The organism is Gordonia sp. SL306, from assembly GCF_026625785.1.
Taxonomy (GTDB): domain Bacteria; phylum Actinomycetota; class Actinomycetes; order Mycobacteriales; family Mycobacteriaceae; genus Gordonia.
The window spans coordinates 4,177,424-4,200,995 of record NZ_CP113063.1 but is presented as its reverse complement, the minus strand read 5'-3'; the positions used below and the strand labels follow the sequence as shown (position 1 = coordinate 4,200,995).

At 67.0% G+C, this 23,572-nt stretch carries 20 protein-coding genes and 1 riboswitch; of the genes, 7 read left to right on the top strand and 13 right to left on the bottom strand.

Features of this window, described 5'->3' with window-relative positions; translation table 11 throughout:
• Positions 1 to 107 precede the first annotated feature (107 nt).
• Positions 108 to 1,328 carry an NADP-dependent isocitrate dehydrogenase gene (locus OVA31_RS19235; RefSeq protein WP_267628191.1) on the bottom strand — a complete coding sequence of 407 codons (1,221 nt, stop codon included), beginning with the start codon at positions 1,326 to 1,328 and terminating at the stop codon, positions 108 to 110.
• Positions 1,329 to 1,664: 336 nt separating this feature from the next.
• On the bottom strand, positions 1,665 to 3,545 hold the full coding sequence (locus OVA31_RS19230; RefSeq protein ID WP_267628190.1) for a PE-PPE domain-containing protein: 1,881 nt from the start codon (positions 3,543 to 3,545) through the stop codon (positions 1,665 to 1,667).
• Positions 3,546 to 3,788: 243 nt separating this feature from the next.
• A riboswitch (SAM riboswitch) is annotated at positions 3,789 to 3,910 on the top strand.
• Positions 3,911 to 3,972: 62 nt separating this feature from the next.
• Between OVA31_RS19230 and OVA31_RS19225 the strand changes: the two genes are divergently transcribed.
• Together OVA31_RS19225 and metX are read left to right on the top strand one after the other, a co-directional pair.
• A complete protein-coding gene (locus OVA31_RS19225) occupies positions 3,973 to 5,313 on the top strand; it encodes a bifunctional o-acetylhomoserine/o-acetylserine sulfhydrylase (protein ID WP_267628189.1) in 1,341 nt (446 codons plus the stop codon).
• A 53-nt stretch (positions 5,314 to 5,366) separates the two neighbouring features.
• Entirely contained in the window at positions 5,367 to 6,515 is a 1,149-nt protein-coding gene (metX, locus tag OVA31_RS19220; RefSeq protein ID WP_267628188.1) for a homoserine O-acetyltransferase MetX, read from the top strand.
• A gap of 14 nt (positions 6,516 to 6,529) precedes the next feature.
• On the opposite strand, the gene OVA31_RS19215 is transcribed toward metX, so the two are convergent.
• The 3 genes from OVA31_RS19215 to OVA31_RS19205 all read right to left on the bottom strand — a co-directional run bounded on the left by OVA31_RS19215 (position 6,530) and on the right by OVA31_RS19205 (position 9,395).
• Positions 6,530 to 8,077, bottom strand: coding sequence for an Hsp70 family protein (locus OVA31_RS19215; protein ID WP_267628187.1), 1,548 nt, complete (start codon positions 8,075 to 8,077; stop codon positions 6,530 to 6,532).
• 116 nt (positions 8,078 to 8,193) lie between these two features.
• Positions 8,194 to 8,520, bottom strand: coding sequence for a DUF3017 domain-containing protein (locus OVA31_RS19210; RefSeq protein WP_267628186.1), 327 nt, complete (start codon positions 8,518 to 8,520; stop codon positions 8,194 to 8,196).
• Positions 8,517 to 9,395: a bifunctional methylenetetrahydrofolate dehydrogenase/methenyltetrahydrofolate cyclohydrolase gene (locus OVA31_RS19205; RefSeq protein ID WP_267628185.1), complete on the bottom strand. Its 879-nt coding sequence runs from the start codon at positions 9,393 to 9,395 to the stop codon at positions 8,517 to 8,519. Before OVA31_RS19205 ends, OVA31_RS19210 begins: the two co-directional genes overlap by 4 nt.
• A gap of 65 nt (positions 9,396 to 9,460) precedes the next feature.
• Here OVA31_RS19205 and OVA31_RS19200 point away from each other — a divergent pair, with 65 nt between their 5' ends.
• Entirely contained in the window at positions 9,461 to 10,399 is a 939-nt protein-coding gene (locus OVA31_RS19200; RefSeq protein WP_267631610.1) for a serine/threonine dehydratase, read from the top strand.
• A gap of 54 nt (positions 10,400 to 10,453) precedes the next feature.
• Positions 10,454 to 10,918, top strand: coding sequence for a tRNA (cytidine(34)-2'-O)-methyltransferase (locus OVA31_RS19195; protein WP_267628184.1), 465 nt, complete (start codon positions 10,454 to 10,456; stop codon positions 10,916 to 10,918).
• Positions 10,919 to 10,972: 54 nt separating this feature from the next.
• Here the strand turns inward: OVA31_RS19195 and OVA31_RS19190 are convergent, their stop codons facing one another.
• Genes OVA31_RS19190 through OVA31_RS19170 form a run of 5 tightly spaced genes read right to left on the bottom strand, consistent with a single transcriptional unit; the run spans position 10,973 to position 15,938 of the window.
• Positions 10,973 to 11,203 carry a DUF167 domain-containing protein gene (locus tag OVA31_RS19190; protein WP_267628183.1) on the bottom strand — a complete coding sequence of 77 codons (231 nt, stop codon included), beginning with the start codon at positions 11,201 to 11,203 and terminating at the stop codon, positions 10,973 to 10,975.
• A 14-nt stretch (positions 11,204 to 11,217) separates the two neighbouring features.
• Entirely contained in the window at positions 11,218 to 14,490 is a 3,273-nt protein-coding gene (locus tag OVA31_RS19185; protein ID WP_267628182.1) for an error-prone DNA polymerase, read from the bottom strand.
• A 59-nt stretch (positions 14,491 to 14,549) separates the two neighbouring features.
• Positions 14,550 to 15,086 carry a GNAT family N-acetyltransferase gene (locus OVA31_RS19180; protein WP_267628181.1) on the bottom strand — a complete coding sequence of 179 codons (537 nt, stop codon included), beginning with the start codon at positions 15,084 to 15,086 and terminating at the stop codon, positions 14,550 to 14,552.
• Positions 15,079 to 15,585 (bottom strand): cupin domain-containing protein, encoded by a 507-nt coding sequence (locus tag OVA31_RS19175; RefSeq protein WP_420714081.1) that lies wholly within the window; start codon positions 15,583 to 15,585, stop codon positions 15,079 to 15,081. Before OVA31_RS19175 ends, OVA31_RS19180 begins: the two co-directional genes overlap by 8 nt.
• A gap of 35 nt (positions 15,586 to 15,620) precedes the next feature.
• Positions 15,621 to 15,938, bottom strand: coding sequence for a DUF4267 domain-containing protein (locus OVA31_RS19170; RefSeq protein ID WP_267628180.1), 318 nt, complete (start codon positions 15,936 to 15,938; stop codon positions 15,621 to 15,623).
• A 134-nt stretch (positions 15,939 to 16,072) separates the two neighbouring features.
• Between OVA31_RS19170 and OVA31_RS19165 the strand changes: the two genes are divergently transcribed.
• The 3 genes from OVA31_RS19165 (at position 16,073) to OVA31_RS19155 (ending at position 19,825) form a co-directional block, all read left to right on the top strand.
• Entirely contained in the window at positions 16,073 to 16,648 is a 576-nt protein-coding gene (locus OVA31_RS19165) for a TetR/AcrR family transcriptional regulator (protein WP_267628179.1), read from the top strand.
• A 163-nt stretch (positions 16,649 to 16,811) separates the two neighbouring features.
• On the top strand, positions 16,812 to 18,752 hold the full coding sequence (locus OVA31_RS19160; RefSeq protein WP_267628178.1) for an SDR family oxidoreductase: 1,941 nt from the start codon (positions 16,812 to 16,814) through the stop codon (positions 18,750 to 18,752).
• Complete coding sequence (locus OVA31_RS19155) at positions 18,749 to 19,825, top strand: alanine racemase (RefSeq protein ID WP_267628177.1); 1,077 nt, start codon at positions 18,749 to 18,751, stop codon at positions 19,823 to 19,825. Before OVA31_RS19160 ends, OVA31_RS19155 begins: the two co-directional genes overlap by 4 nt.
• Positions 19,826 to 19,832: 7 nt before the next feature.
• Here the strand turns inward: OVA31_RS19155 and OVA31_RS19150 are convergent, their stop codons facing one another.
• The 3 genes from OVA31_RS19150 to OVA31_RS19140 all read right to left on the bottom strand — a co-directional run bounded on the left by OVA31_RS19150 (position 19,833) and on the right by OVA31_RS19140 (position 23,531).
• Positions 19,833 to 21,431: a DNA polymerase Y family protein gene (locus OVA31_RS19150; RefSeq protein WP_267628176.1), complete on the bottom strand. Its 1,599-nt coding sequence runs from the start codon at positions 21,429 to 21,431 to the stop codon at positions 19,833 to 19,835.
• Between the two features lie 11 nt (positions 21,432 to 21,442).
• On the bottom strand, positions 21,443 to 22,216 hold the full coding sequence (locus OVA31_RS19145) for a hypothetical protein (RefSeq protein ID WP_267628175.1): 774 nt from the start codon (positions 22,214 to 22,216) through the stop codon (positions 21,443 to 21,445).
• 292 nt (positions 22,217 to 22,508) lie between these two features.
• The gene (locus OVA31_RS19140; protein ID WP_267628174.1) at positions 22,509 to 23,531 is read right to left on the bottom strand and encodes an Rv2578c family radical SAM protein; all 1,023 of its coding nucleotides are present in this window, start codon (positions 23,529 to 23,531) and stop codon (positions 22,509 to 22,511) included.
• Positions 23,532 to 23,572 lie beyond the last annotated feature (41 nt).

Sequence of the window (23,572 nt, the reverse complement as noted above, 5' to 3'; positions counted from 1 at the left end):
AACCTCAGGCGACGACGTGCTGATTCCACAAACGCGGGGTGAGTTCGTTCACAGGCGATCGTCCCTCGCCGCCGGCACCGAATGCCGAGCCGGACATGCACCGGCAGTCAGTCTCGGAGGGCGGCCTGCAGGTTCTCGTCGAGAGTGCCGAGGAACTCCTCGGTGGTCAGATACGACTGATCGCCGCCGACGAGCAATGCCAGGTCCTTGGTCATCTTGCCGCCCTCGACGGTGTCGATGACCACGTCCTCGAGCTTCTGCGCGAACTCTCGGACCTCCGGCGTGTTGTCCAGCTTGCCGCGGTGGTCGAGGCCACGCGTCCAGGCGAAGATCGACGCGATCGGGTTGGTCGACGTCGGCTTGCCCTGCTGATGCTGGCGGAAGTGGCGCGTCACCGTGCCGTGTGCGGCCTCGGCCTCGCAGGTGCGGCCGTCCGGCGTCAGGAGCACCGAGGTCATCAGCCCGAGCGAACCGTAGCCCTGCGCGACGGTGTCGGACTGCACGTCACCGTCGTAGTTCTTGCACGCCCAGACGTAGCCGCCCTCCCATTTCAGACAGGAGGCCACCATGTCGTCGATCAGGCGGTGCTCGTAGTGCAGCCCGGCCGCGTCGAACTCCGCTTTGAACTCCTTCTCGAACACGTCGGAGAAGATGTCCTTGAATGCGCCGTCGTAGGCCTTCATGATCGTGTTCTTGGTCGACAGGTAGACCGGATAGTTCCGCTGCAATCCGTAGTTGAAGGATGCGCGGGCGAAGTCCTCGATCGACTTGTTGAAGTTGTACATACCCATCACCACGCCGCCCTCGTCGGGCATCTTCACGATCTCGTGCTCGATCGGCTCGGAGCCGTCGTCCGGGGTGAACGTGATGGTGACGGTGCCACCGGTGGGCACCTTGAAATCCGTTGCGCGGTACTGGTCACCGAAGGCGTGGCGGCCGATGACCACCGGCTTCGTCCAGCCGGGAACCAGTCGGGGCACGTTGGAGATGATGATCGGCGACCGGAAGATCGTGCCGCCCAAGATGTTACGGATCGTGCCATTGGGCGACCGCCACATCTTCTTCAGCCCGAACTCCTCCACCCGCGCCTCGTCGGGCGTGATGGTGGCGCATTTGACGCCCACTCCGTGTTTCTGGATGGCCTGCGCGGCGTCGACGGTCACCTGGTCGTCGGTCTGGTCGCGGTATTCGATGCCGAGGTCGTAGTAGTCGAGGTCGATGTCGAGGTACGGGTGGATCAGCTTCTCTTTGATGAACTGCCAGATGATGCGGGTCATCTCGTCGCCGTCGAGTTCTACGACCGTTCCTTCGACCTTGATCTTGCCCATACGGCTTTGCGTCCTCCTCGGCACGACTGACAGCCCCTGTGCTTGTGGCAGGGCTGCATGCATTCCAAACGTAGTACGGCAGGTGATCCGCTCGCGCGATCAGCGCTATAGCAGAACGCGCGTACTGCTAGTTTCGAGCTTACCGCCGTTCGGTGCTGGAAGGCGCACGGGTGGTCGGGCCGTGAACCGTCCCGAACTGGCTCTCGGCGCAGCCTCGAGAGGGCTGCAAAAGCGCCCCCGAAAAGCGCCCTCCTCGCGACCCTCGTCGACCTATTGGCAACGAGGCTCGTGAGGAGGGCGCTTTTCGGGGGCGCTTTGCAGTCAGCACCGTCCGGGCTACTCCCCGTCGTCACCACCGGCAGTGCTGGATGCTGAACTCTTGGCGGTGCCACCGCCGGTCCCCGACGTGACCGCCGGACCGGTCCCGCGGTCGTCGCCGGTGTCGCTGTCTCCGGGCGTCGTGTCGCCGCTGTACGCCGCGCTCTCCGACGCCGGAGAGGACCCCGCACCGGCTGACTCGCTGCTGCCGGTTTCGGTGTCCGTGCTGCTCGTGTCCGTGCTGCTCGTGTCGGTGTTGCCCGTGCCCGGGCTGCCGGTGCCGGCGCTGCCCGTGCCGGTGGAGTCGGTCCCGGTGACACCGGTGCCGCTCTCGACGCTCGATCCGGAATCCGTGACCGACGAGTCCGTATCGGCGACCGCGGGTGGGGTGTAGGTGTCCGCCGGCCCCTGAGCAGCACTGCCGGCCGTGGAGCCCGCCGCAGCCGAGTTGCCCTGCGACGCCGCAGAAGACGAGGTACCCGACGGAGCGGGATCAGTTGCCGGCGCGCCGCTGTCGGCACCCTGCGGTTCCTCGATGGTGGCGACCGCTCGCAGAACGGCGACCCTGCCCCCTGCAGACGGGTCATCCATCGCACCGGCCGTCAGCACGGTCGCGGTGCCGGCGGGGGCGAGCATCTGGGGACCGGGGATCTGATCGGCCAGGAATCGCACATAGTTCAGCGGGGCCAGGATGATGCTCTTCGCGCTCGCGGCGAGCGCGGCAACACCGGCCTTGACGTCGTCCGGCGCCCCGTGGACGATGCCGTCGATGATCGCCTCGAAGACGAAGAGGTCCGGCAGGTAGGCGCCGTAGCCGAGCTCGGGCAGTTGGGGCAGCTGCGCCTGGATCAGTCGGACCAGCGGCTGCAGGTTCGCCAACGAGGCGCCGTCGGGCAGATCGACGGTCCAGTGGCCGGCGAGGAAGTCGGGTATCTCGGCGCTGTCGATCCCGATTGCCTCGGCACCTTGACGGATGACGCCGACGATCGCGGAATCCTGCGGAACCATGCAGGTGGTGGTCGAACCGGCCGCACATTCGGTGGTCGGCCAATCGGCCGGATCCAGGTACATGCGGTACGGGTAGTAATTGTGCTTGGTGAAGTAGCCGACCAGGCCGTCGATCGCCCCGATCGGATCATGGAGCGGATCAGGGAGGTCGCAGATCGGGTCACCGGCCGCGCACACCGTGGTCACCGGAATGGTCCCGAAACCGTCGTCACGGGGGCCGGTCATCGTCAGCCCGGGGATGACGCCGATCAGCGCCAACTCGATGCCCTCACCGTTGACGGTTCCGTCACGACGCGGGTCGGCGTAAAGCTCGCCGGTGATGTGCGTGGTGTCGATCGTGGCGGTGACGGGAACCCCGTTCTCGTCCAGGACCGGGTTGCCCTCCTCGTCGAGGAGTACGCCCGTCATGTCCCGATCGTTTCCGAGGTCGGACAGCACATCGCCGGCGACTCGGGCGCCCTGTGAATAACCGGCGACGACCACTGGCTTGTCCGTGCCGCACGCCTGCTGGTAGGTGGCGATGGCGGATCGCGTCGCGTCCTCCCCTTGAGCCACGCTGTCGTCGTAACCGGCGGCGCCGAGCGGCCAGAGCGTCGTCGGATAGTCGGCGTAGATGACCTGGTAGGGAGCGCCGGCGTAGTCGGTGTCGTCACCGGTGCCCAGCGTGTTGTCCAGTCCCGTTCCGCTGTATCGCTGCTTGATCCCGATCATCGCCGCGCCATCGGGATCGTTCGTCCCCCCGACGATGACGACCGCGCCCCCGCCGCAATCGGCGGCGGCGGCGGTGCCGACGGCCCCAGGTATGCAGAACGCCGCGACGACGGCCAGGCTCGAGCACACGGCGATGAGCACAACGGAGGCCCGACGCGACATCGGGAAGCGGGTTGTCATACGTTCGGCCTTCGTCCGGCCTGGCGCGAATCGGACCGGATACGCGTCCCCAGGGCTGGTCACAGGGTAAATGCATGATCCCAAAACCCGAATCCTCGTTAGTGATGCTAACGATTTCTAACTGGAGTTTTGCCAACGCAAGACAGGAAGTTCATTCCTTTAGACGACAGGCGTGGTCAGATCGGATCACTGCGATCAGGAGGGTTCTCGCGCCGCCGGAGCCGTGTTATATCCTTGACGCCAGGTCATGAGCATCAGCGCAAAGCCCCGGCTTGCTGATCGGCAACCCTCCATCCGCGGTGGGGTGCTCCGGGTGATGACCGGGTTGAGGAACTCGGGTTCGAGTTCCCCGGCAAGCGCGGGTCCGAAGGTCGGACCCCACCAGGGTCGTTGCACCCTGCCGACCGTAGAAAGCGATGACACAATCATGTCTGACGTCCCCGACGGCACCCTTGATCCAGTCGACAATCCAGCCGACAACTGGAGTTTCGAGACCAAGCAGATTCACGTGGGTCAGTCCGCCGATGCCACGACCAACGCACGTGCGCTGCCCATCTACCAGACCACGTCATACACGTTCAACGACACGCAGCACGCGGCCAATCTGTTCGGCCTCGCCGAACCGGGCAACATCTACACCCGGATCATGAACCCGACGCAGGACGCGGTCGAGCAGCGCATCGCCGCACTCGAAGGGGGTGTCGCGGCACTGTTGGTGGCCTCCGGGCAGGCGGCCGAGACGTACTCGATCCTCAACATCGTCGAGAACGGCGGACACGTCGTGTCCAGTCCGCGTCTGTACGGCGGTACGTACAACCTCTTCCACTACACCTTGCCGAAGCTCGGCATCGAGGTCTCCTTCGTCGACGATCCGGAGGATCTCGACTCGTGGCAGGCCGCGATCAAGGACAACACGCGAGCCCTGTTCGGCGAGACGATCTCCAACCCCAACAACGAGATCCTCGACCTCGAGGGCATCGCCGAGGTCGCGCACCGTAATCAGCTGCCACTGATCGTCGACAACACCGTCGCCACGCCGTACCTGCTCAATCCGCTGGCGCACGGTGCCGACATCGTCGTGCACTCGGCCACCAAGTACATCGGCGGCCACGGCACCGCGATCGGCGGCGTGATCGTCGACGGTGGCACCTTCGACTGGCGGGCCCAGCGCGACGGCAAGGATCTCTTCCCGGGTTTCACCACTCCGGACGCGAGCTATCACGGCGCGGTCTTCGCGGACCTCGGTGCACCCGCCTACGCATTGAAGGCGCGGGTGCAATGGCTCCGCGACACCGGTGCCGCGATCTCCCCGTTCAACGCCTTCCTGCTGGCACAAGGCCTCGAGACGCTGAGCCTGCGCGTCGAGCGCCACGTATCCAATGCCCAGCGCATCGCCGAGTTCCTCGAGCAGCACGCACAGGTGGAATCCGTTGCGTACGCAGGACTCTCGTCGTCGGAGTGGTACGAACGCGGACAGAAGCTGCTCCCCAAGGGACAAGGTGCGATCGTCTCGTTCGAGATCACCGGCGGCGTCGACGCCGGCAAGAGCTTTGTGGATGCCCTCGGACTGCACAGTCATGTCGCGAACATCGGTGACGTACGGTCGCTGGTGATCCACCCCGCATCGACAACGCACAGCCAGCTGACGCCCGAGGAACAAGCCGCCGCGGGCGTCACCCCCGGATTGGTACGCCTGGCCGTCGGCATCGAGGGCATCGACGACATCATCGCCGACCTCGAGCAGGGGTTCGCGGCGGCGGCACGATAACCGGAGATCAACGGAGACAGGGGAACCGAGGTGCAGCGCAGAGTGAGTGAAACGTGTCGGTGAGTATCGAACCGAAGACCGAGTCAGCTGACCGGCCCGACTGGGAGCAGTTACCAGACGGGACGACGTCCAGCATGCAGATCGGCTCGGTCTCGCTCGACAACGGCGGGCAGATCGACGACGTCACCCTGGCCTTCCAGCGCTGGGGGACGTTGTCGCCGACCCGCGACAACGTCATCCTCACTCTGCATGCCCTCACCGGCGACTCGCATGTGACCGGGCCGTCGAACGCGGAGCATCCCTCCCCGGGCTGGTGGGACGGACTCATTGGCCCCGGCTGCGCGATCGACACCGACGAATGGTGCGTCATCTCCGCCAACGTACTCGGCGGTTGTCGGGGATCCACCGGACCCGCGTCGCCGGATCCCGATGGGCGACCGTGGGGTTCACGATTCCCGCAGATCACCGTCCTGGATCAGGTCCGCGCGGAGCGACTGCTCCTCGAGCACCTCGACATCGCCGGGATCGGTGCCGTCATCGGCGGCTCGATGGGTGGCGCACGCGCCCTGGAATGGGCGATCGAATATCCCGAGATGGTCCGCAGCGCACTGGTCCTCGCCGTCGGCGCGAGGGCGACCGCTGACCAGATCGGTACGCAGACAACACAGATCGCGGCGATCAAGGCCGATCCCGACTGGCAGGGCGGCGATTACCACGGCACCGGGCGCGTGCCGTCGACCGGCATGGGCGTGGCACGACGGATCGCCCACCTGACGTACCGGGGAGAGGCGGAACTCGATCAGCGGTTCGCCGATCAGCCTCAGGGAGACGAGGAGCCACTGACCGGCGGCCGATACGCGGTGGACAGCTATCTGCAGCATCAGGCCGACAAACTGATCGGTCGCTTCGATCCCGGCAGCTACGTGGTGCTGAGCAACGTCCTCAACCACCACGACGTCGGTCGCGACCGAGGCGGCATCGAGGCCGCACTGAGCCGGTGTCAGGTGCCCGTCATCGTCGGCGGCATCGTCTCGGACCGCCTGTACCCCTTGCGCTTACAGGTCGAGCTCGCCGAACTGCTCGGCAACTGCGTCGGTGGCCTGCAGGTAGTCCACTCGGACAACGGTCATGACGGGTTCCTCACCGAGTTCGACGCGATCAGCGATCTGCTCAAGCAGACCGTCGAACTCGCCCGCAGCTGACTTCCGGCCGGACCCTACCGCGAGGGCACCGGCGTGCTGGTCGACGACGCCTCGGTCGAGTCCTCCGACGTCGGTGCCGTGGGTGTCACCCGCTGCTGTGCTCCCCGGGGCGATGTGGTCGTCGCAGGCGCCTGCTCGGGCGGCGGGGGTGTCGGCTGGGTCGTCTGCGGCTGGAAACCGGGAGGCAACAGGTCCGGCGGGATCGTCGGCGTGGGCCGGGTGCCGGTAGGCCACGGCAGCGACGGAAGCGGATACGGCAAGAGTGTCCGCGTGGTCGTCGAGGGCTGATCCGGTTGCTGCGTGGTGGGCGGCAACTCGGTGGTGGCCCATCCGGGTGATTCGTTCCACCGCGGTTCGGGCTGACGGGTGGTCGGCACCACTTGTTCCTCGGTCGGGACCTGGACAACCGGTGGCGGTGCGACCGCCGTGGTCGTCGTGGCGGGCTGTTGCGGGGCCTGTGAGGTCGTGACCGCCGAAGATGAGGTCGTCGACGAGGTCGTGGGTGCGGCGGTCGACGACGGAGCAGGCTCGTTCTGCCCGGTCAGCGAGGAACTCACGGCGAAGATCGTCATCATCGCCGCGGCGATGATGGCGCCGACGACGGCCAGTGGCGTCGCGGAGAGCCACTCGCGATTCCGTTTTCCGCCGATGAACGCGAGCCGGGACGGACTGTCGGCAGCCGTCTTGGTCCGAGCCAGGATCGCCGCGCCGATGGATGCGGCGAGTTCGGGGGCCTCGGGGACGACCACCTCGAGCGCATGCTCACGGTCGACCATCGCGCGCACCGCAGGCAGGTTGGCGATGCCGCCCACCAGGACGACCGCCTGGGGCGGTGTGCCGCGATCGGCACCCTCGGACAGGTAGCGCGCCAACACTTCTCGTGCATCGTCGACCATCGGGGCGACCGCTGCGTCGATGGTGTCCTGGGTGAGCGCCATGTGCCCGCCACCGTCGGCGAGCAGGATCGAACCGGCCGCCGCCGACGGGCCCGGTGCAGAGAACTCCTCCTTGGCGGTACGGCACGCACTGAGGAGGGCACGCCGACGGACCCGGGCTCCGGTCGGCTCGGCGGCACTGTCGTCGGCGACCAGTTGACCGACGATCGACCGATCGAGTCGACGGCCGGTCAGCGCGCGCGATCGTTCCGTCGCCGAGATCCGATTGGTCGCGGGTTCGACGGTGTACAGCGACATCCCGGTGTCGCCGCAGTCGACGACCACCACGGATTCGAACCGGTTGATCTGCCCGGTCGCCGACAGGTACGCGACGACGGCCTCGTCGTCGTTGACCAAGTGGATCTGACGACGCGGACCGGCGCCCCGCGACTGGAGCTCCCAGCGTTGTTTGGTGGTGCGTGCGGCGACGCCGATCGGACCGACCCGCAGGTCCGCGTCGCGCGCGGCCCCGAGCATCAGGTCGATCCCGGCGTTCACCCGTCCGGCGACGTCGAGTCCGTCGCTGCGGTCGACGTCGATCACCCGGGTGTCCACGACGCTGCGCCCGACGTCGTCGCGGGTGAGCAGGACGTAATGGATCATTCCGTCGCCTGCCGAGACACCCATCGACGTGGAATCATCCGGAATCGTCGGGTCGGCGGTGTTGATCGTCGAAGTGATACGTACTCCCCAGCTCTTGGCGCCCCCTCGGGCCTCAGGTCACGTGTTGATATCTATTGTAATCAATCTGTGCCCAACGGATCGATTGACGTCGCCAGCCACAGAATGAGTGTGCCGGTCGCCGCCATCGCCGCGACGTCGAAGAAACGCCCTCTGACCTGGAGAAGTCCTGCTCGCGAAGACGGAATCAGGGCCCTCAGGACCGCGCCGAGGAGCAGCGCCGATCCGAAGACGAATGCGCCACGCCGCCAGCGGTCGAACAGCACCAGCACCGCGGCGACCAGAAGGCCCAGCAATACGACGAAGTATGGGATCTGAACCAGATAGCGCCTGACCTGCCGCGCGTGCCGAATCCGCTCGACGCGGCCACCGGCACTGGTCCCGGTCACCCGACAGGTCCCGCCCCGTCACGACCGGCGAGTTGCGCTTCGGCACGCTCCACGACGTTGACGAGCAGGAAAGCGCGGGTCAGCGGCCCGACTCCCCCGGGATTGGGTGACACGTGGCCCGCGACGTCCCAGACGTCGGGAGCGACGTCGCCGGTGAGTCCGGCCTCGGTGCGGCTGACCCCGACGTCGATGACCGCGGCACCCGGCTTGACCATGTCCTTGGTGATGAGGTGCGGGACTCCGGCTGCGGCGATCACGACGTCGGCCCGCGACACCTCTGACGCAAGATCGCGAGTGCCGGTGTGGCAGAGCGTGACGGTCGCGTTCTCACTGCGCCGCGTCAGCAGCAGACCGATCGGTCGCCCGATGGTGACCCCGCGCCCGACGACGGTCACCCGTGCGCCCTTGATGGGGATGTCGTATCGCCTCAGCAGGTGGACGATGCCCCGCGGCGTGCACGGCAACGTCGACTCCTTGCCCAGCACCAGACGCCCCAGATTGATCGGATGGAGACCGTCGGCGTCCTTCGACGGGTCGACGCGCTCCAACGCGGCGTTGTCGTCGAGATGACCGGGCAATGGCAACTGGACGATGTAGCCGGTGCAGTTGGGGTCGCCGTTGAGCTCATCGATCGCGGCGTTCAGTTCCTCGGTCGTCGCATCCGCCGGCAGATCCTTGCGGATCGAGGCCACGCCGATACGCGCACAGTCGGCGTGCTTGCCCTTCACGTAAGACTGCGAACCGGGGTCATCCCCGACCAGGACGGTACCGAGACCGGGCATGATGCCCTCGGCACGCAGCTTTTCCACCCGGACCCCGAGATCCTCGAAGATCTCGTCACGAGTGACCTTGCCGTCGAGTCGTATAGCGCTCACGGAGATCCATTGTTCCATCTGCCCCATCAGTACTGTGGATCGACGTGGAACCATCTACCGATCGGGTGGGTTCGGTCACCCTCGACGAGGTCGTCGCCGCCCGGGAGCGCATCGCAGACTCGCTGCGCCGGACGCCGGTTCTCCGGACCTCGATCGACGCCGCCGACGGCCCGGTCGACGTGGTGTTCAAGCTCGAATACCTCCAGGCGGGTGGTTGCTTCAAACCCCGGGGGAGCCTCAATGCCGTGCGCCATGCGCGAGACGAGGGACTGCTCGACGACGCGGGTGTCCTGGTCGCGTCCGGTGGCAATGCCGCGATCGGCGCCGCGTGGGCGGCCCGGATCGCCGCCACCAGGTGCACCGTGGTGGTGCCCGAGACCGCACCTCAGGTCAAGGTCGACAGCCTGCGCGCACTCGGCGCGGACGTCCATCAGGTGGGTGACCGCTACCAGCACGCGGCCGACGCGGCAGCCGAGATGGCCCGGCGATCCGGCGCTCTCCTGCTGCACGCCTATGACCAACCCGACATCGTGGCCGGGGCCGGCACGATCGGACTCGAACTCGCCGACGACGTCGCCGGTCCGCTCACCACCGTCGTCTGTGTCGGCGGCGGCGGTCTGCTCGGCGGGCTGACAGCGGTACTGCGGCCGGGCGACCGGATCGTCGGCGCCGAGCCGGTCGGGTCGTCGTGCCTGCGTCAGGCCATCGAGGCGGGTCGCCCGGTGCCCGTGGAGCTCGACAGTGTCGCCGCCGACTCACTCGGCGCGACCCGGCTCGGGGACATCTGCTGGTCGACCATCGCCGGTCGCGCGGTGACCAGTGTGGTGGTGTCGGACGCGGATCTGATCGCGGCGCGTCGTCACCTGTGGGACGCCTTTCGCATCCTGGTGGAGCCGGGCACCGCAACGGCGGTCGCCGCGGTGCTCACCGGAGCCGTTCGGCCGGAACCGGATTCGACATTATGCGTGGTGCTGTGCGGTGCGAACACCACATTGGAGCGCTAACGGTCGGAGGCGCGTGCGTCCGGCCGGTCGCACGGGCGCTAACCTGGCCTGACCATGTTCCGCATCATGTTCTATCAGCCGTGCATCCCGCCCAACACCGGGAACGCGATCCGTCTCGCCGCCAACACCGGCTGTGAACTGCACCTCATCGAACCACTCGGGTTCAGCATGTCCGATGCACAGGTCAAACGCGCAGGCCTGGACTATCACGAGATGGCCACGGTGACAGTGCATCCCGATCTGGCGGCGGCCTGGACGACGCTCCAGCCCGAGCGGGTCTTCGCCTTCACCGCGCATGCGTCGCGCTACCACACGGATGTCGACTACCGCCCCGGCGACGTCTTGCTCTTCGGGCCGGAACCGACCGGGCTGCCCGACGACGTGCTGGCCGAACCGACGGTCACCGACCGGGTCCGGATCCCCATGTTGGCCGGGCGACGGTCACACAATCTCGCCAATGCCGCGAGCATCGTCGTCTACGAGGCGTGGCGGCAGAACGGGTTCACCGGGGCGGTCTGACCGACGGGTCGACTGCGCCCTGATCGGTGTGGATGCGTCCGGTTGTCGACGTGGTCAGTTGTCGATGCGGAATCGCTTGGTGCGGGCAGTCGCTCCGCCGACGAGGGCGATCTTTCGTTGGGGCACACCGAGGTGATCGGCGAGAATCTCGGCGACGGCCTTGTTGGCGCGTCCATCGGCCGCCGGTTCGCGGACGAAGACAGTGACCGAACCGTCCGGTCCGGTCTCCACCAGCGGCCCCTTGCGACTACTCGGCTTCACCGTCACCACGATCTGCCTCGGCATTGCCGCGCCCCTCTCTAATGCCAATCCCTGGAACGAGTTCCCACTCGGAGATCCAAGCGCTGCAGACGCTCCGCCACCACCGTCACCGCCCCCTCGGCATTCTGCACGGTGCCACGGATCAACAATGCTGATGCAGAGTGTGCCAGATTTCGATGTCGAGTCCACAACCCCACCGAACAGACCACGTTCACCATGCCCGTTTCGTCCTCGAGGTTGATGAACGTCACACCCGACGCCGTCGCCGGACGCTGCCGATGGGTCACCGCACCGGCCACGGTGACCCGTGATCCGTCTGCGACGGACAGCAACCCATCGGCCGGGATCACCCCCATCGCCGCCAGGCGGGGCCGCAGGAACTGGGTGGGATAGGACGTCGGGGTGATACCCGTCGCCCAGGCATCCGTCGCGGCCAGTTCGATCTCCGACAGCCCCGGCAAGGTCGGTGTCCGTGTGGACGACTCGAGTGCCAGCTGATCCGACCGCACCGTCGCGGCGGCACCCGCCTCCCACAGGGCCTGCCGCCGACTCATCCCGAAGCCGGCGAACGCCCCCGCTCCCGCCAGTCCCTCGAGCTGATGCACCGTCAACTCCGCACGGCGGGACACATCTGTCACATCCCGATAGTCACCCTCGCGGTCACGGCATTCGACGATCCGCTCGGCGACATCGTCGCCGAGCCCTCGAATCCCGCCGAGCCCCAACCTGACCTCGAGCCCCTCGTTCGCCAAGGCCGCATGCGCGTGCGACAGGTTGATGTCCGGACGATGCACGACGACACCGTGTCTGCGCGCATCCGCGACCAACGACTGCGGCGAGTAGAAACCCATCGGCTGCGCCCGCAGCAACGCCGCGCAGAATGCCGCCGGATGGTGGAGCTTGAACCACGACGAATAGAAGACCAGGGACGCGAAACTCTGCGAATGGCTTTCCGGGAAACCGAAATTCGCGAATGCGGCCATCTTCTCGAAGATCCGATCGGCCATCTCGCCGGTGATCCCGTGCTCCTCCTCCATGCCCTCGTAGAATCTCCTGCGCAGACGTTCCATCCGCTCGGGCGATCGTTTGGAACCCATCGCTCGGCGCAGTTGGTCGGCCTCCGCGGCATCGAACCCGGCGACATCGACCGCGAGTTGCATCAATTGCTCCTGGAACAGCGGCACTCCCAGTGTGCGATCGAGCGCCTTGCGCATCGACGGATGTTCCACCGTCGGCTCCTCCGTCCCGTTGCGACGCCGGATGTAAGGATGCACCGAGCCGCCCTGGATCGGCCCGGGACGAATGAGAGCGACCTCGACCACCAGGTCATAGAACGTTCGTGGCTTCAATCGCGGCAAGGTGGCCATCTGTGCGCGCGACTCCACCTGGAACACGCCGACCGAGTCGGCACGGCACAGCATGTCGTAGACGGCCGGCTCGGTCAGATCCAAGGTCGCCAGATCGACCTCGATGCCCTTGTGTTCGGCAACCAGATCGATGGCGTAGTGCAGCGCCGACAACATGCCGAGCCCGAGAAGATCGAACTTGACGAGACCTATTGCGGCGCAGTCATCCTTGTCCCACTGCAGCACACTCCGGTTCTCCATCCTCGCCCACTCCGTCGGGCACACGTCGGCGATGGGCCGGTCACAGATCACCATCCCTCCGGAGTGGATGCCCAGATGCCTTGGCATCCCCAGGATCTCGCCTGCGAGATCGGTGACGTCGTCGGGCGCCTCGTCGGGCGCCTTGCTCCAAGCGTCCTGTTGCCCGGTGGCATAACCGAGTGCGCGCGCCATGTCACGGACCGCTGATTTGCCACGATAGGTGATGACATTGGCCACCTGCGCACTGTAGTCACGGCCATAACGCCGGTAGACGTACTGGATCGCCTCTTCCCGTCGATCGGACTCGATGTCCACGTCGATGTCGGGTGGGCCGTCTCGTTCGGGCGACAGGAAGCGCTCGAACAAGAGCTTGTTCGCGACCGGGTCGACGTTGGTGATGCCCAATGCGTAGCAGACTGCCGAGTTGGCGGCGCTTCCACGCCCCTGGCACAGGATGTCGTTGCGCTTGCAGAAATTGACGATGTCGGCGACCACGAGGAAGTAGCCGGGGAAGGTGAGGGTCTCGATGATGGCCAGTTCGTGCTCGATCTGCCGATACGCCTGCGGATGCATGCCCGGGGTGCCGTAGCGACGCAGCGCACCATCCATGGTCTGTTCCCGCAGCCAACTGATCTCGGTGTGCCCGTCCGGGACGTCGAACGGGGGCAACTGCGGCGCGATGAGACCCAGCCGGAAAGCGCAGTCGGCAGCCAACCCGACCGTGTTGTCGATCGCGTCCGGATGCCCGGCGAGCAACCGGGACATCTCGTCGCCGCTGCGCAGGTGTGCACCACCGACACCCGGTAGCCAGCCGTCGATGGTCTCGATGTCCGTCCTCGCCCGGACCGCCGCGACGGCCGTCGCGAGTCTGCGGCGTCGTGGCCCGGCGAAGTGCGCCCCGGTGGTCGCCACCGTCGTCAGACCGAGTTCGGTGGCCAGCCCGGCGAGGATCGCGTTGCGTTCGTCGTCCTCGGGCAACCCCTGGGCGGTGAGTTCCACCGCGACATCCTCGCGGCCATAGCGGTCCACCAGATCGGTCAGCGCGAGCCGTGCGGCTCTGGGCCCACTCCGCTCGAGCGCCCGCCGGACGGAGCCTTTACGACACCCGGTGAGGACCAGCCAATGGCCACCTCCCGTATCCGGCAGTCGTTCCCGGTCGTAGCGCAGCAACCCCTTCTCCCCCGCGACCATGTGCGCGTCCGCGATGGTCCTGGACAGTCGCCGATACCCCTCGCTGTCGCGAGCGAGGACGAGCAGATGTTCGCCCGGCGGGTCCGGTACACCCGTCCGCGTGACGTCGGGCTCCAGGGACAGCTCGGCACCGAACACCGTGGGCATGCCGAACTCCCTTGCCGCCTCGGCAAATCGGACCACCCCGTAGAAGCCGTCGTGATCGGTGACGGCAAGGGCCTCCAGGTCCAGACGCTGCGCCTCCTCGACCATCTCCTCCGGCATCGAGGCACCGTCGAGAAAACTGTAGGAACTGTGCGCGTGGAGTTCGGCATATCGGACGGACGATCGACCTCGTTCCACGCCCTCGGGGCGGTAAGCACCCCGTTTCCGAGACCATGCGGGGCTGTCGTTGCCGTCCCCGGAATTGTCACCGGGTCCGAACGCCTCCCCGGGCCGCCCGTGTCCCGGCGCGCGGCCGGAGAGCACCCGCTCCATCTCCGACCACGTCGGTGGCCCCTGGTCCCATCCCACCCATCGAGTCTATCGAACGTGTGTTCGATGATCCAGGAGTGGAGCTCCCCACTCACGCGTCAGACCCCGAACGCCGCCGGATACTCGATCACCCCGGACGGGATCGGTTCGTCCGTGTCGAGGGCGAGGTACATCAATGCCTCGTCGGGCACCTCGAACGACGCTGCGATCCCCACTTCGGTCGCGGGGCGGAATCCGAAACGGGGATAGAACTCAGGATGACCGAGAACCACCACCAGATTCTCCGGCGGCCGCTCGTCGACCACACGCGTACGTGCCGCCCGCATACGTGCACAGTCCAGCGCATACGCGGTGACGTCGGTGCCGACCCCACGGTTCTGCCATTCCGGCGACACCGCACAGGGGGCCAGGGCGAGCGCCCGGTGCCCGCCCACTCGACAGCGGGTCAGCAGGGCGTACCCGACGACATCTCCATCGACACCGATCGCCACCACCGACAGCCCCGGTATCCAAGCCTCCGGATCTCGTCGGAGCGCCTCCACGAGATCCGCTTCGTCGCATCGGCCGAACGCCGCGAAGACCACGTCGCGAATCCCTCTGACATCGCGCTCGACCTCGGTCCGGCACTCAACCATCACTGCCCCTCGACGCCTGTCGGTCCTGCCACCACAGCGGCGCGTCGACGAAGTGGTTGTCGAACTCGTCCTGCACTGCGGCAAGCTCTTCCAGCGTCGCTTCACCCGCCTGGATCCGCGCGAGCAGCCGGAAGTACTCGAAACGTTCGACGCCCGGCGTGAGCACGATCAACACCCGGGCCGCACTATCCGGCGTCGCACCGAAGGCGTGCGGCATCAGCGGGGGCACCACCAGCGAGTTCCCGACACCGACCGTGACGATCCGATCGCCCGTCATCACCCTGAGTTCGCCGTCGACGACGTAGAACATCTCCGATGATCGTCGGTGGAAGTGCGGGGCCGCACCATCGGCGCCTGCCTGCAGTCGGACCTCGAGTGTGCTGAGCGCATCGTCGGTTTCAGATGCGTCGAACAGCAGGTGCATCGAGGCACGGTCGGTACCCACCACCTCGTCGTCGGGGCTTCGCACCCCTGGCTCGTGCCCGGTGATGTCGGTCATCGTTTGTCTCCTTCGTGTCGGTTCCGGTCGGTCGGTCAGACGAACAGCAGAACTGCGGCCACGATCATCGCCAGCGCCGTCGCACCATGGATGCCCAACGCCGCCTTCCGGTCCCCCTCATTGGACAGGACGATCCACATGTCACCCAGCGGAATCAACGCGAGCACGAGCACGAGAAGTGCGAGCTGATCGCGGGCCGCGAACGTGAAGACGATCACGAGCAGGCCGGTCGCGACGTCACGAATCCCCTTCACCTGCCACCACCCGCGCGCATCCGACGCCGGGAGGACGGGAAGACCGAAGCCGGCGGCATTCTTCTCGTTCTTCGCCAGATAGGCCGCGCCGATCGCCATGTGCCGAGGGCGCCGATCCAGCTGAGGACGAGTCCGATCGAGGAGGTGAGCATGAACATGACCTTCCATTTGAACAATTTCTACCAACGATAGACTACTGCTGGACCGAAATCTATCAGTGATATCCTCGGTGCGTGGGAGTTCACGAGCGTAAGGCACGGGACAAGCAGGAACGCGAGCGCAAGATCGTCGACTGCGCCCGCTCGATCGCCGACAGCGAGGGCTGGGCCGCGGTGACGACTCGCCGCCTCGCGGGCGAGATCGAGTACAGCCCGCCTGTGCTCTACGGCCACTTCCCGGACGGGCGGGACGGGATCGTCAGCGCGGTCGCGCTCGCCGGATTCGCCGACTTCACGTCTGTGATGCGGCAGGCGCTCGACGGCGCCGACGCGACCGATCGCCTCGGCGCGTTCATCGAGGCCTACCTGACCTTCGCCGCCGAGAATCCCGCAACCTATGAAGCGATGTTCTCGATGCAGCTCGGCGTGCAGTTCGCACACGACTCCACGCCGGCCGAGTTGCGGGCGGCCTTCGACGTCCTGGTCGATGCCGTCGGCGGCGACCACGCCGACGACGCTGGCACCCGGGCAGAGTTGCTGTGGAGCGCGCTACACGGGATGTCGGCCCTCACCCGAGGTCAGCGACTGAGCCCCGGTAACCGACGTAGGCGCGTCGACGCACTCGCGGAACTGTTCGATCCGACGTCCTGAGCTCCGCCACACCTCACGAGCCATGTCCCGACACACGGCGGACCTGATGTTGCCATTCGTCAATGTAAATGTCACCCTGGGTAGAAACCGGCTTCTTACCGTCAAGTAAGAACCGAGTCACGCTGGTCGAAGTCACGCTCGGAGAAGATCGGACACCACAGCCATGACGACATACTTCATCACCGGCGGCAGCGGATTCATCGGCCGCCGGGTCATCGAACGCCTCCTCACCGTCGAGCCGGATGCCCGCATTCACGCCCTGGTGCGTGCGCAGACGCTGCCGCGGTTCAGCCAGATGCTCACCGACATGGACGCCACCGGCCAGGTCACACCGGTCATCGGTGACGTGACCACCCCCGGACTCGCGGTCGACGGCGCCGAACTCCCCGACATCGACCACGTCATCCACCTCGCGGCGATCTACGACATGACCGCCGATGCCGACGCCCAGCAGGCCGCGAACGTGGAGGGCACGGCCCGCGTGGCCGATTTCGCCCTCACGGCGGGCGCGATGATGCACCACGTCTCCTCGATCGCGGTGGCCGGCGACCATCGCGGAACCTTCACCGAGGATGATTTCGATGCCGGACAAGGGTTTCCGTCGCCCTACCACCGGACCAAGTTCGAGGCCGAGAAAGTCGTCCGCGAGCGCGAGGGACTGCGTTGGCGCGTCTACCGACCGTCGATCGTCGTCGGCGATTCACGCACCGGCGAGATGGACAAGGTGGACGGCCCGTATTACTTCTTCGGCCACCTCGCGATGCTGGGCCACCTGCCCGCCGGACTTCCCCTCCCGATGCCAGATCTCGGCAACACCAACATCGTTCCCGTCGACTACGTGGCCGGCTCGATCGTCGCGCTCTGCAGCCTCGATCCGGAGCGCAGTGGGATCGTCTATCACCTCGCCGATCCCCGACGGCGCACGATCACCGGGATGTACAACGCGATCGCGCCCGGATTCCATGGGCCACAAGGTCGCAACGTGATTCCCAACGGGCTCGTCGAGCCGTTGCTCACGCTGGCCGGTACCGGACCGCTACGGGTGGGTCGGGATCTCCTCGCCACCCAGCAGGGCATCCCGCCCGCACTCCTCGACACCGTGTCACTGACCGTCGACTTCCGATCCGACGACACGGTCGCCGCACTCCGTGAGCGTGGGATCATGCTGCCGGACCTCGACGATTACGGCCCCCGGCTCTGGAAATACTGGGCCGCGCACCTCGACCCCGCCCGGCATCGTCACAACGATTCGCGTGGACCGTTGGTCGGCAAGAACATCCTCATCACCGGCGGCTCCAGCGGGATCGGCAAGGCCACCGCGCGGATGTGCGTGGCGCGCGGGGCCAACGTGTTCATCGTCGCCCGTGACGCCGACGGCCTCGATGCCGCGGCGGCCGAACTCTCGGCGACCGCGAGCAAGGACGGCGTGCCTCCCGGCCGGGTACACACTTACCAGTGCGACATCACCGACGAGGAGTCGGTCGCCGGGTTGGTCAAAACGCTTCTCGCCGAACATGATCACGTCGACGTCCTGGTCAACAACGCCGGGCGCTCGATCCGTCGGGCCACCATCAATTCGACCGACCGGTTGCACGACTACCAGCGGCTCATGGCGGTGAACTACTTCGGCGCGGTCAACCTCGTGCTGGGTCTGCTCCCGCATATGGTGGAGCGCCAGTCCGGCCACATCGTGAACGTGACCTCGATCGCCGTGCAGTCCCGTGGTGGCCGGTTCGGTGCCTACGCCGCGTCGAAGGCCGCTCTCGAGGCGTTCAGCGATGTGACGAGTACCGAAACCCTCTCCGACCACATCACGTTCACCAACGTGCGGCTCCCCCTCGTGCGGACACGGATGATCGCGCCCACGGAGGCCTACGAGAATCAGGCAGGCGTGTGGGGTGTGGACAAGGCGGCGTCCCGGGTGCTGCACGGCATCTTGGACCGACCCCGGCGCGCGGGTTCGGCGGTGGGCACCCTGGCCGAGATCGGCCACCGGTTCGCTCCGGGGCTGACCACCCGAATCCTGCACCAGGAGTATCTCGCCTTCGGGGAATCGGCTGCCGCACTGGGAAAGTCCAACTCTGATGACGACGGCAGCGCGTGACCGACACACCGTTCCTCTCGGTCGACGTCGCGCGGCTCGACCGCAACATCGGAGCAGTTGCCGAACGCGCACGGGCCGCCGGCATCGACCTGCGGCCACACGCGAAGACCCACAAGTGCGCCGAGATCGCTCGACGGCAGCTTGCGGCAGGCGCGGTCGGGTTGACGGTCGCGACCATCGGTGAGGCGGAGGCATTTGCCTCGATTGCACCGGACCGCGCGGATCTGTTCATCGCGTATCCACTCTGGGTGTCCGGCGACAAGGGACCTCGGCTTCGTGCCCTCGCCGAGCAGGCCCGACTTCGCCTGGCCGTCGACTCCGCGCAGGGTGCACGACAACTGGCCGCAGAGATCGGCGATGCCGATGCCGACGTCGTGGTGGAGGTCGACTCCGGCCAGCACCGAACCGGCGCCGACCCCGGGGAATCCGGCGTGATCGCGGCCGCAGCTGCAGATGTGGGCCTGCGGGTGGTCGGTGTGTTCACCTTCCCCGGCCACGGATACGGCCCCGGCGATGCACGTCACCGGGCCGCGCAGCAGGAGGTGACCGCATTGTCGGTGGCCACCGAACGACTGCGGGACAGCGGGATCGAGCCCGTGGTGCGCAGTGGCGGATCCACGCCCACGATCGAGTTCGCCGAGCCAGGGGTGCTGACCGAGATCCGTCCGGGCGTCTACCCGTTCAACGACGCACAGCAGGTGGAACTCGGATCGTGCGGTTTCGCAGATGTCGCGCTGTGCGCCGTGGCCACCGTGGTCCACCGAACCGGCGATCGCATCGTCGTGGATGCGGGCAGCAAGATCCTCGGCGCCGACCGTCCGCCGTGGACGTCGGGGTTCGGACGTCTGCTCGACACACCTGATGCGACCATCACGTCGCTCTCGGAACACCATGCGGTGATCCGGTTCCCGTCGGACACCGCCCCTGCCGCCATACCAGTCCTCGGCGACCGGTTGCGGGTGATACCCAATCACGTGTGTACCGCCGTCAATCTGGTCGACGAATTGATCGCCGAGATGCCCGACGGAGCGTCGACCGGGTGGTCGGTGATCGGCCGCGGCGCCAACTCGTGATGACCGGTCACTCGTACACCCCCTCGACCACCCACTTCTCCGCCCGATAGCTCAGCAGCAGCGCACGCGAGTCGTCGAGCAGGACCTGTGCCCGCGCGGTGATCCCGCCCGTATCCGTATCGATGCCGGTGGGCCAGGGTCCGGCCCACCAGCGCAGTTCCCAGGCGCCGCCTCGTGTCCGACCGCGACGTTCCATCCGAATCGTGGTGGGTTCGGTGGAGAAACAACCCCGGGCGGTCACCTCCACCGGGCTCCCGGTCAGGTCGAGCATCTGGATCGGGGTGTCCAGCAACACCGCTGGGGTCGGTTGCGGCAGCCGACCCGGCCACGGCGCATCGGGATTGCGCGCCGGGACCCGTTCGTCCCCGAGGGACACCATCGTGATCCGGTCTCCGGGACCACGTCCGCCACTCCGGATCGGGAGTTGCACGGCGTCACCACCGAGCAGCCCCTGTACCCGGACCAGGGATCGACGGGCCCGCTCGTCGACCTCCGGATCTTCGGGTAATCCGTTGCCGTTCAACGAGTACTGCAGCGCTCCGGCAGCGACCACCTCGACCGGCTCGAGGCGCAGTACATCGATCGGCGCATCCGGCCGACCCTCCGCACCGGCCCGGCCACCGGTCAGCCACCCCTCGAGCTGCCAGCGGATGCGGTCCGCGGTGGCCTCCGGGGTCAGCGGCTGGGCACATCTCCAGGTCCGGGAATGACGCTGTCCCCGTTCGGTGACCGCCTCCACGGTGAGCCGCGTGCAGGCAACTGATGCCGCAGCCAACCGTCGTGCCAACGCATCGGCCAGGCGACGGCCGAGGAACGCCGCCGCATCGACACGGTCGATCGGCGGATCACAGCGATGCTCGATCACCAGGTCGACCGGGGAGATCTGCCCCGACGGCGGTCGGCCCGGTACGGCGTTGGCCAGTCGGTGCGCGGTCATTGCATCGGCGGAGAAGCGGGTCGCGACATCGCCTGCCGGCAGATCGGCAAAGGCGCCGATCGTCGAGATCCCCAGGCGACGGAGCAGATCGACCAACTCGGTCCTGGTCGGATCGCTCAGGCTGGGTTCGACGGCGAGGTCGGCGACCGGGCGGCCGGCCAGATAGACGGCATCGCCACCCGGCTCGACGTGAGCGCCGTGCCGTGCCGCCAGCACTGCGGTGAACAGCTCGTCGGCCACCCCCACATGCGCCTCCACACCGGATGCGGCCACCGCATCGATCAGCTTCTCGGCCAGTACGTCCTCGCCACCGAAATACCGGGTGGCATTGGACGAGGGCACCACCAGGAGTCCCGGACGCAGCACCTCGACGACCGGCACCAGGTCGGCCACCACCGCGACCACCGGCTCGAAGAACCTGCCGTCGCGGTGATCGTCGGTGGTGACGACGGTCATCTCCGGACAGGCCGACTGCGCCTGCCGTTTACGCATCCCGCGCCGTACGCCCACGCTGCGCGCCGGCGCCGAGCAGGCGATCACGCGGTTGGCGTGCAGCACCGCGATCGGATGCTGTGGCGGGAGGTCGTCGGCCATCGCGGCGGCCGTCGCGGGCCAGTCCGGACACCACAGCGCGAGAACACGGCCGGCGGGGATGACCGGGGAGGTCATCGGCGCCGCCATCAGTTGGCCACCGCAAGACTCGGACGCGTCGGCGACGGCACCAGATCCACCTGTCCGGTGGCACCGAAACCTCCTGCCACCACATCGATCTCACCTGTCTCACGTTGATGACCCCGATCGGTGACGGACACCTGCAGAGACATCCCGCCGATCCGGCCATACCCCGCCCGGGCAGTGGCGAGGTCGATCGAACCGATGCCGCCGGGCAGATGCCGGTAGGTCACCACCTCCGCGTCCAGGCGGAGCTGCGCCCCGGGCCACGTTCCGCCGGCAGTGATCAATGTCGACAACTGCTTGCGCACCCGACCCATCACCACCCGGGTCCGGGATGGCGGCACCGCGACGTCGCCCAGGCCGAGCACGACGAGATCCATCCCGTCGAGCAGCACCCCCGCCACCTCGATCGGGTCGACCCCCGGATTCGGCACCGTGGCGATCCGCGACAGATCGCCGCCGAGTTCCGCGACCGCCCCGTAGTTGAGCTGGGGCAGACCCACGATTCCCACCTGGCAACCCGACCCGCTCACCGATGCGATCACCGACAACAGGATCGATCGGGCGCCGGAGATCGTGACCACACTCCCCCGGGCCAGGCCACGTCGGGGCAGCAGATCGGCCAGCGCGCCCGGCACCGGCAACACCCCGGCCGATCGGTCGGCAACCTCGACAGAGTGGTGATCGGGGCGTCCCGACATCACCGCGATCTGCCGTCGGAGACGATCCAGATCGTGGCTGACCGCCCCATCTGTGACAACACCCGCAGACGTACCCATACACCCTCCTGAACTGCGACTTTCCGCAATCAGCGCGCAGGGAAGATGCATGCTGTTCGAACATGTTTTCGATTCGATTTCATCCTAGGACGGCCCACCGACAACCGTCAACGCACCCCCAACCCCCACACCCGCACCACCCCCCCCCCCACCCCCCCCAGCCCACCACCCGCAGCCGCGACGGTTCCCGTCATCCGCGACGGGAAAAAGGGGGCGCGGATGACGGGAACCGTCGCGGCTGCGGGTGGGGTGTGTCGGGAGAGGGTGGGGTGGTTGGGATGGGTGGGGTGGGTCAGAAGAGGGTGAGGGTCTGCTGCAACTCGGGCCTCGCGACCGGCTCCGCCGGCGTCGCCGACCCTCGCAGGCCCTGGGCTCCCGCCAGACCGTACTGCTGCACCAGCGGCCGCATCCGGTCCCGCAACCATGCCGAGTACTCCGGCGTCACGTAGGCACCTCGCCCGTAGAGACCGCGGTACCGGCGAACCAGGGCCGGGTGATGCTCGGCCAACCACTCCATGAACCACGGCTTGGTGGATCCACGCAGATGCATGGGGAACGCGGTCACCCCGGCCGCACCCGCATCGGCGAGCGCCGACAACAAGTCGTCGAGGTGCGAGGTGGAATCACTCAGATAGGGGATCACCGGCGCCACCATCACGTGCGGGGCGAAGCCCGCATCGGCGACCGCGCGGATCAGTTCCAGCCGCGCCCTCGGCGACGGGGTGCCCGGCTCCAGCGATTTCTGCAACTCGACATCGTGCATCGCCAGTGAGATCGCGATGCTCACCGGGACCTTGCGCGCCGCCTGTCGCAACAAGGGCAGGTCCCGGCGCAGCAACGTCCCCTTCGTCAGGATCGAGAACGGGGTCGCCGACTCCGCGAGCGCCGAGATCACCCCCGGCATCAGCCGATAACGCCCCTCGGCCCGCTGATAAGGATCGGTGTTGGTCCCCAACGCGACCGTCTCCCGACTCCATGACCGGCGCCGCAGTTCCTTGCGGAGCACGGCCGCCACGTTGAGCTTGACCACGACCTGACTGTCGAAGTCCTGACCGGCATCGAGATCGAGATACTCATGTGTCGGCCGCGCGAAACAGTACCGACACGCATGGGTGCAGCCTCGAAAGGTGTTGACCGTGAACCGAAACGGCAAGTTCGCGGCATCCGGAACCTGATTGAGGGCACTCTTGGCCAGCACCTCGTGGAAGGTGACACCTTCGAATTCGGGGGTCTGCACCGAGCGCACGAGACCCGCCTTGCCCAGACCGGGCAGCGCGCCGTCGTCGACCTCGACCCCCTGGTCGGACCACCGCATACCCAGAGTCGAACATATGTGCGATCGCCCTGTCAAGCGCG